At 71.5% G+C, this 8,558-nt stretch carries 6 protein-coding genes and 1 pseudogene; 4 read left to right on the top strand and 3 right to left on the bottom strand.

Going from position 1 to position 8,558, the window contains the following annotated elements:
- The 3 genes from A9W96_RS04155 to A9W96_RS04145 all read left to right on the top strand — a co-directional run.
- On the top strand, positions 1-523 hold a 523-nt coding region (locus A9W96_RS04155; protein ID WP_369806893.1), incomplete at its 5' end, for a DALR domain-containing protein.
- An 11-nt stretch (positions 524-534) separates the two neighbouring features.
- Positions 535-1,467, top strand: a complete 933-nt coding sequence (gene rlmB, locus A9W96_RS04150) for a 23S rRNA (guanosine(2251)-2'-O)-methyltransferase RlmB (RefSeq protein WP_066863744.1) — start codon at positions 535-537, stop codon at positions 1,465-1,467.
- 30 nt (positions 1,468-1,497) lie between these two features.
- Complete coding sequence (locus A9W96_RS04145; protein ID WP_197499396.1) at positions 1,498-2,439, top strand: glycerophosphodiester phosphodiesterase; 942 nt, start codon at positions 1,498-1,500, stop codon at positions 2,437-2,439.
- Here A9W96_RS04145 and A9W96_RS04140 read toward each other — a convergent pair.
- Positions 2,436-3,845, bottom strand: a complete 1,410-nt coding sequence (locus tag A9W96_RS04140) for an NAD(P)/FAD-dependent oxidoreductase (RefSeq protein ID WP_067138050.1) — start codon at positions 3,843-3,845, stop codon at positions 2,436-2,438. The genes A9W96_RS04145 and A9W96_RS04140 overlap by 4 nt on opposite strands.
- A gap of 170 nt (positions 3,846-4,015) precedes the next feature.
- Between A9W96_RS04140 and A9W96_RS04135 the strand changes: the two genes are divergently transcribed.
- On the top strand, positions 4,016-6,658 hold the full coding sequence (locus tag A9W96_RS04135) for a LuxR C-terminal-related transcriptional regulator (protein ID WP_067138048.1): 2,643 nt from the start codon (positions 4,016-4,018) through the stop codon (positions 6,656-6,658).
- Here A9W96_RS04135 and A9W96_RS04130 read toward each other — a convergent pair.
- Positions 6,655-7,896, bottom strand: a complete 1,242-nt coding sequence (locus A9W96_RS04130; RefSeq protein ID WP_067138047.1) for an SLC13 family permease — start codon at positions 7,894-7,896, stop codon at positions 6,655-6,657. The genes A9W96_RS04135 and A9W96_RS04130 overlap by 4 nt on opposite strands.
- Positions 7,897-7,909: 13 nt before the next feature.
- Positions 7,910-8,558: pseudogene (locus tag A9W96_RS04125) on the bottom strand (hypothetical protein); the annotation flags it as partial.

The following is an 8,558-nucleotide window of genomic DNA, read 5'->3' as shown; positions in this document are numbered from 1 at the left end:
CGCCCACTACCGGTCGATGCTGGAGTTCTCCGAGACCGCGCTGCAGGACGCGGTGAAAGCCTATGTCGGCGTTGAGGAATTCCTGCACCGGGTGCGGGTCCGGGTCGGCGGCGTCGAACCCGGGCAATGGACCGCACGCTTCGCCGAGGCCCTCAACGACGACCTGGCCGTGCCGGCCGCGCTGGCCGAGGTGCACCAGGCGCGCGCGGAGGGCAACCGGGCGCTCGACTCCGGCGACCACGACGGCGCACTGCGGCACGCCGGCGCGATCCGCGCGATGATGGGCATCCTGGGCTGCGACCCGCTCGACGAGCGCTGGGAGACCCGCGACGAGACGTCGGCGGCGCTCGCGGCCGTCGACGTGCTGGTGCAGGCGGAGCTGGAGAATCGGCAGAAGGCGCGCGCGGAACGCAACTGGGCGCTGGCCGACGAGATCCGCGACCGACTCAAGGAGGCCGGCATCGAGGTCACCGACACCGCCGACGGGCCGCAGTGGTCGCTGCAGGCCAGTCCAGAACAGTAGGGGCCGAGTAAATGGCCGGCAACTCGCGCCGCCGCGGGGCGATACGCAAAGAGGGCACCAAGAAGGGCCCGACCGTGGGTTCGGGCGGCCAGCGCCGCCGCGGCCTGGAAGGTCGTGGCCCCACCCCACCCGCGCACCTGCGCCCCAACCATCCGGCCGCCAAGCGCGCCAAGGCCCAGAGCCGTCGGCCCGCGCGGGGCAAGACCGACGAATCCGAGACGGTGCTGGGCCGCAACCCGGTGCTGGAGTGCCTGCGGGCCGGGGTGCCGGCCACAGCGCTCTACGTGGCGCTGGGCACCGAGGCCGACGAACGGCTCACCGAATCAGTCACTCGCGCAGCCGATTTGGGCATCTCGATCCTGGAGGTGCCGCGCACCGATCTGGACCGGATGACCGCCAACCATCTGCATCAGGGCATCGCCTTGCAGGTGCCGCCGTACAACTACGCCCACCCCGACGATCTGGTCGCCGCCGCGCTCGCCTCGCCGCCGGCGTTGCTGGTCGCGCTGGACAACATCTCCGACCCCCGCAACCTGGGCGCCATCGTCCGCTCGGTCGCCGCGTTCGGCGGCCACGGGGTGCTGATCCCGCAGCGGCGATCGGCCTCGGTGACCGCGGTGGCCTGGCGCACCAGCGCCGGGGCCGCGGCGCGCATCCCGGTGGCGCGGGCCACCAATCTGACCCGGACACTGACGGATTGGGCCGGTCGTGGGCTGCGGGTGATCGGTCTCGACGCCGGTGGTGACACCACGCTCGACGACATCGACGGCACCGATCCGCTGGTGGTCGTCGTGGGATCGGAAGGCAAGGGGCTGTCGCGGTTGGTGCGGCAGAACTGCGACGAAGTCGTGTCCATCCCGATGGCCGGGGACACCGAATCGCTGAACGCGTCGGTGGCCGCCGGGGTGGTACTCGCCGAAATCACGCGCCAGCGCAGGGGATGAGTGATCGCGCGCCTGGCCGCCGCGTTGCTGATGCTGGCGGTGCTGCTCGCCGGGCCGGCCACCGCGCGACCGTCGGAATTCGACCTGCAGGCCCATCGCGGCGGGCGGGGCGAGACCACCGAGGAATCGCTGCGCGCGTTCGCCAAGGCGATCGAATTGGGCGTCAGCACATTGGAATTGGACATCGTCATCACTAAGGACGGGCAACCGCTGGTGTGGCACGACCCGACCATCGAGGCCGAAAAGTGTGCCGACACCGCGCCCGCGTTCGCCGGTGACCCGCAGTATCCATACGTGGGCAAGCTCGTGCACGAGCTCACCCTCACCCAGGTCGACACCCTGGACTGCGGGCGCCCGCTCGCCGACTACCCCCAAGCCGAAGTGGTGTGGGGCAACAAGATCGCGACGCTGCCGCAGGTTTTCGCGCTCGCCGACTCCTACCGCGCCGACGCCGTGCGCTACAACATCGAAACCAAGGTGGAGGCCGACCGGCCCGGCGCATCGGCCGAGCCGCAGGAGGCCGTCGACGTGATACTGGCCGCGGTCAGGTCGGCGGGTAAGGCCGACCGGGTGGAGATTCAGAGCTTCGACTGGCGCACCCTGCCGTTGGTGCGGCACGCCGAGCCGTCAATTCCGTTGGTGGCCTTGTACGACCAGCACACCTGGGCGCCGGACTCGCCCTGGCTGGGCGGAGTGAATCCCGCGTTCGTCGGCGATCCCCTGATCGGCGCGCGGACGGTGGGCGCGGACATCGTCTCACCCGACTACCGGCTGGTCACCGGCCAGCCGGTAGTCGACCGCGCGCATGCGTTGGGGCTCAAGGTGATTCCCTGGACCGTCGACGACGCCGCCGCCATGCGCCGGCAGATCGGTTACGGCGTCGACGGCATCATCACCGATTACCCGACGTTGTTGCGTACCGTGCTCGCCGAACTGTCGATGCCGTTGCCGCCGGCCTACCGGCGGGGCTAGCGGGGCACGCTGCCCGCCAGGTCACCGTTCGCGCGAGCCGGCTGGTTGTCGCCGCGCCGCGGCCGGCGAAGGTTGGCCAGCGCGGCACGCCACATCATCGTGGGGTGCAGCAGCCGGTCGGCAGGGTCGATGAGCGCGGTGACCCTGACGAACCGATCGACCGCGATCGCGTCGTATTCGGCGGCGGTGAGGATGCGGTCGATGTAGCCGTTGAGCAACCGGGTGAGTAGCGGTGCGGTGCCCTCGATTTCGGGTAGGCACAGGTCGGGGTTGGCCGACAGCTCCCAGGCCTGGCGGATCGGCACGGCGGCGGCCCGAAAGAATCGCCGGGCCAAATCATCTGTGCCGCAGGACAAGCAGTCGCGCAGCGCCAAGGCCTCCAGCGCGGCGACGGTCATGCCCTGGCCGTAGATCGGGTTGAAGCTGCAGATCGCGTCGCCGATGACCAGCAGGCCCTGCGGAAAGCGTCGCATCCGGTCGTAGCGGCGCCACTGGCTGGACGGTTGGACGTGCCGGGTGGGCTCCCCGAGGGGTTCGGCGGCCCGGACCGCGGCCAGCAGGCGGGCCGGTGCGCAGTCCTCGACGAACTCGCACATCGACGCCAGGTCGGTGAGCGGCGCGTGGCCCGCGATGCCGTAGACGGTGAACGTCCACGTGTCGTTCTCGCAGTTCAGCATGCCCACACCACGCGGCCGGCCGGGCACGGCTCCCACGATGAACCCGAATTCGTGCACCACGTCCGGTGCCATGCGCAGGAATTGGCTCACGTAGGTCAGGCGCACCGGGACGTGCACCTCGGTCGGGCGTTCGTAGCCCAGGGCATGCAGCCATGCCGGGGTCCTCGCGCCGCGCCCGGTGGCGTCGACCACCAGATCCGCGCTCAGTGTGAGGTCTTCGCGGGTGTGACGGTTGACCACCCGGGCGCCGGTGACGCGCCGGCGGTCCGGCGTCGTGGTCAGGTCGACGACGTCGTGGCCGTCGAGCAGCGTGATGTTGGGCATCCGGCGCAGGCGCGCCCGGACGTGCTCCTCGAGGAAGGGCCGGGTCGCCAGGTGCACGGCGAACGAGGGGGCGCTGCCCGAGCGCGCCATCAGGTGCCCGCCCAGGTCGTAGTGCACCCGGGACAGATCCTGGCCGTCGGTGTGGTGTGCGCCGTCGATGACCAGCTGATCGAGGATGCCGGGGAACAACTGCTCGAGCACCTGCCCGCCCCGGGGCAACAGCCCGTGCAGATGCCGGCCCTGCGGCACGCCCCGGCGCGCGGTCGCCGTTTCGGGCGCGATGTCGGGCAACGGATCGCGCTCCACCACCGTGACCGTGCCGAAGAACTCGCTGAGCGATCTCGCGGCCAGCAGACCGGCCATGCTCGCTCCCAATACCAGTGCGTGATTTCCGATCTTTGCCATAGCCCACCGCTCTTGTTGACCGCCCGTCTGACAAAACTCATGCTCACGGGCGCCGAGGCGGGCCGACAGCGTAGTCGACTACGCGATTGCTGCGGGCCAGGTGCACATCGGGCCACCCAAAGGCCGGCAAAGCCTCCCATCCGATGCGTGCGCGCCGTTATAGTCGCCGAGTGATCGGCGCCGAGCCGCTGACGGGGCGTGACTGCGAACTGGGAATGATTCGCCGCGCCCTGGGTGCGGGTGCCAAACACGCGGGCGTCGTGCTCGCCGGAGCCGCCGGCGTCGGCAAGACCTGGCTGGCCCACGAAGTGCTCAAGCGTGCCCAGGCGTCGGGGCAGCGGACGCAGTGGATCGTCGGCACCGACTCGGCGCAGGCGTTGCCCCTGGGGGCCTTCATCGGCGCGATGACCGAGGCTTTGAACGAGGCGCAGTCCGATCCGCTGACCGATGTGCGCCGCGTGATCAATTCGTTTGTCGCCCAACAGCGGCAGCGCCGGGTGCTGATCGGGGTCGATGACGCGCACCTGCTGGACGGGCTGTCCGCGCTCGTCGTCCACCAGCTCGCGCAGTGCGGCGGGGTCCGGCTGGTGGTCACCGTCCGGACCGGCAGCGACGAACCGGACGCGGTGACGGCATTGTGGAAAGACGGCCTGTTGGAACGGCTTGATCTCGAACCGCTTTCGGCGGCGGCGACCCGTGAGGTCATCGAGACCAAGCTGGCCGGCCCGATCGACGCGCGCAGCGCGGCGCGGTTCCAGAAGCTGACCGGCGGCAACGCCCTGTTTCTGCGGCAGCTCTTGGCCGACCAGGTCGCCGCGGGGCGGATGCGCAAGACTGCCGGGGTGTGGATGTGGGACGGCGACGTCGCGGTCTCGGCGAGCCTGTCCGACACGGTGGGCCGCCAGATGGGCCGGCTCGGCCCGCGGGTGGCGATGGTGATCGACACGCTCTCGCAATGCGAGCCGCTGGCCGTCGAGGTGCTGTGCGATGTGGTGCGGCGCCGCGACCTGGCCGAGGCCGAGCAACTGGGCCTGGTCAACATCGAACGCACCGGCGCCGGCTTGACGGCCCGGCTCGCCCACCCGCTGTTCGGTGAGTTGCGCCGCGCCAGCGCGGGCGAGCTGTATCTGTCGGAGATCCGGGGCAGGCTGGCCACGCGACTGGCCGACGTGGGCGACGCTGACATGCAGGCCACGGTGCGCCGCGCGCTGCTGCGCCTCGAGTCGGACCTCGACCCCGACCCCGAGCTGTACCTGGAATCGGCACGGCACGCGATGACCCTGCTGGACCTGGAGTTGGCCGACCGGTTCGCCACCGCGGCCGCCCAAGCCGGTGCGCCCGGGGCCGCCGGGGTGCGGGCCATGAACCTCGCGCTGCTGGGGCGGGGCGAGGCGGCCGAGTCGGCGCTGCGCGCCTTGGCCGACAGCGACGTGCCCGACCGCCACCACTGGGCGACGGTGCGGGCGGCCAACCTGATCTGGCACCTTTACAACCCCAACGCAGCGGCGCAGATCCTCGACGATCTTGCCGCGGACCCTTCCGAGACGCCGGCCCAGCGAGCGGAGCGGCTGGCGATACAGGCGTGCCTGGATGCGGTGGCCGCGCGCTGCGAGTCCGCCACCGAAAACGCCCGGGCCGCATTGAGTTTCCCCGAACTACCCGGCTTCCACGCGATGATGGCGTCGCTGGGGCTGATCATGGCGATGGGCGCGCTGGGACAGGTCGGCGAGCTCGCCGGGGTGGCCGAGCAGGCGCTGCGGCGCGCGACGACGTCCTTTCAGGCATCGCATATGCGGTTCTGGTTCGGCGCCGTCTACGGACGCGCCTGTCGACTGACCGGTCGGATCGATGAATTCGTCAGCACCGCACGGCAACTCGCGGCCTCATCGCGGGACATCCCGGGTCTGGCCTATGCGAACCTGGCCCTGCTGTCGGGCAACGCCGAGCTGGCTCGCGGTGCGGTCGCCGAGGCGGCCCGACTGGTGCACGAAGCGGTGGCCGGGGTGCAAACACACTACGTGACAACGGGTTTGCGACCGGCGAGCTATTTCGCGTTGGCCGAGGCGCACGCCAAGCTCGGGCAGGCCGACGAGGCGAACGACGCGGTCGCCGCGGCGCGGTCGTGCGTGCCGGCCGACTTCCGGTTCATGCACACCGGCCTGGCCCTGGCCGAGGGGTGGGCGATGGCGGCGAACGGCCGGTTGGGCGAGGCCGTGGCGTCCGTCGCGCAGGCCGCCCGGCTGGCCCGCGACCGCGGCCAGCCGACCCACGAGCTGGCCTGCATCCAGGCGGCGGCCCAATGGGGCGATGCCTCCCAAGCGGCGCGGGCGCGGGAGCTGGCCGACGCGTTGTCGCTGCCGCTGGCCGACGCGGTCGCGTCGCATGCCGGCGCGCTGTCGGCCCGGGACGGCGAGGGCCTGCTGGCGGCTTCGGCGGCCTACCGGCGGATCGGCGATCGGGTGGCGGCCGCCGATGCGGCCGCGCAGGCCTCGGCGGTGTTCGACGAAGGCCAACATCACCGCCGCGGGCTGTACGCCGCGGCGTTGGCCAGGGAACTGGCCGACGAGTGCGGTGGCTTGCACACGCCGGCGCTGCACACCCCGACGGGTCTGAAGTTGTCGGGCCGCCAGCGCGACGTCGTCGAGCTCGTGGTGGCCGGGCTGTCCAACCGCGAGATCGCCGAGAAGCTGGTGATGTCGGTGCGCACCGTGGAGGGCCACGTGTACCGGGCCTGCCAGCGAGTGGGGGCGCAGTCGCGCGAGGAGCTGGCGTCGATCATCCGGTCGGGCCCCTGCGGCTCGCCCGCGCGCTAGAGACCGAGCAGCCGCGCCGAGGCCCACAGCGCGAGCACCGCCACCGCCAGCGACGCGGGCACCGTGCACACGCCGAGGCGGGTGTATTCGCCGACCCCGGCGTCGACGTCGTGCTGGCGTAACACTCGCCGCCACAACAGGTTCGACAACGATCCGACGTAGGTCAGGTTGGGGCCGATGTTGACCCCGATGAGCACCGCCAGCACGGCCACCGGCCCGCTGGGCGCGACCAGCGGCAGCAGCACCAGCGTGGCGGGCAGGTTGTTGACGACGTTGGCCAGCGCGGCGGCCAGCGCGGCGATGGCGAGCAGCGCGGGCAGGCTCGAACCCGACGGCAGCACCGCCGACATCGCCCGGTCCATCCCGTTGAGCATCACTGCCTGCACCACGACGCCCAGCGCCAGCACGAACACCAGGAACGAGATGTTGACCGAGCGCACGATGTCAGATACCGAGGTGTGCCGATGGCGCAGGCTGCGCACCGCCAGCACCGCGGCGCCGCACAGCGCCACCCAGGCCGGGGCGATGCCCACCGACTGGGCGACCGCGAACCCGGCCAGCGTCAGCGCCACGACCAGCAACACGAACACCGGCGGGCGCGGCGGTGCGCCGGCCTCTTCCGGGTCGGGCTGCACCCGCAAGTCCTTGGCGAAGAACCAGCGGAAGATCACGTAGAGGACGGCTATCGCGCCCAGCCACGGCGCCGCCATCGCGAGGGTGAACCTGGTGAACGAGATGTTGGCGGTGTGGAACGCCAGCAGGTTGGTCAGGTTCGACACCGGCAACAACAGCGATGCGCCGTTGGCCAGATGGGCGGTGGCGTAGGCGTAGGGCCGCACCCGGGTGCGCTGCCGGCGCACGGCCGCCAGCACCACGGGGGTCAGCAGGACCACGGCGGCGTCCAGGCTCAGCACCGCGGTGATCAGCGAGGCGATGACGAAGACCCGCCGCAGCAGGCCGCCCGACCCGACCTTGCCCCGGGTGATCGCCGCGCCCGCGGCCTCGAACAGGCCCTCGTCGTCGCAGAGCTTGGCCAGCACCAACACCGCACCCAGGAACGCGACCACCCCGGACAGATCGGCGATCTGTTTAACCGCCTGGTGCACCGAGATCGCGCCGACCGCGATCAGGATCAGGGCCGCCGGGACGGCGGCCAGCGCCTCGGGCCAGCCGCCCGGGCGCCCGACGGCGAACGCGAGGACCACGGCAAGCAGCAACAGCGCCAGCGTCAGGGCCAAGGTGCCAACCGCTCTACTTCCAGGGGTCTTCGCGCCGCCACACCGTGGGCAGGTGCACCGAGACACCGTCCTGCGCGGCGAGCTCGTCGAGGACGCGGACGGAGACGTCCAGGTCGTCGCCGGCATAGGGCAAGGCCCGCAACGGCTTTGTCAGCGGGCGGAAGAAGTCGTCCCAGTGAATGAGGATCACCCGGCGCGCGCCCACCGCGCGCACGGTCTCGGTCCAGTAGTCGACCAGGTACGACCGCGGCTGCAGCCCCAGCTGCCCGACGGACAGGTACGCCGCGTCGGCGCGCTGGCCGGCCAGGGCGCCCTCGACGAAGCCGGCACTGCCTTGGATCAGCAGGCGCCGGCCCGTCGGCCGGTGGTGCACCAGCGTCGACCAGGACTCGCCGCAGCGATACGCCGATGCCCGCACCGGCGGGGTCACCGGTTCGCCGATGACGCCGGGAAACCGGTCGGGCGGGCAGTGGTGCGATTCGATCAGGGTGACGTCGTAGGCGCCCAGCTGCATCGGTTCGCCGTCGGCCGCGACGACGATCCGGTCCTGCGGCAGGCCGTATCCCCTTCCGACGTTGGCCGCGGACTGCCCGCCCGACCGGTTTCCCGGCGTCATCGGCGAACCGGTGACCCCGCCGGTGCGGGCATCGGCGTATCGCTGC

It is taken from the genome of Mycobacterium sp. 1245852.3 (assembly GCF_001669335.1).
Lineage (GTDB): Bacteria > Actinomycetota > Actinomycetes > Mycobacteriales > Mycobacteriaceae > Mycobacterium > Mycobacterium europaeum_A.
The sequence above is the reverse complement of the archived record's forward strand: the minus strand, read 5'-3'. Positions and strand labels throughout refer to the sequence as shown.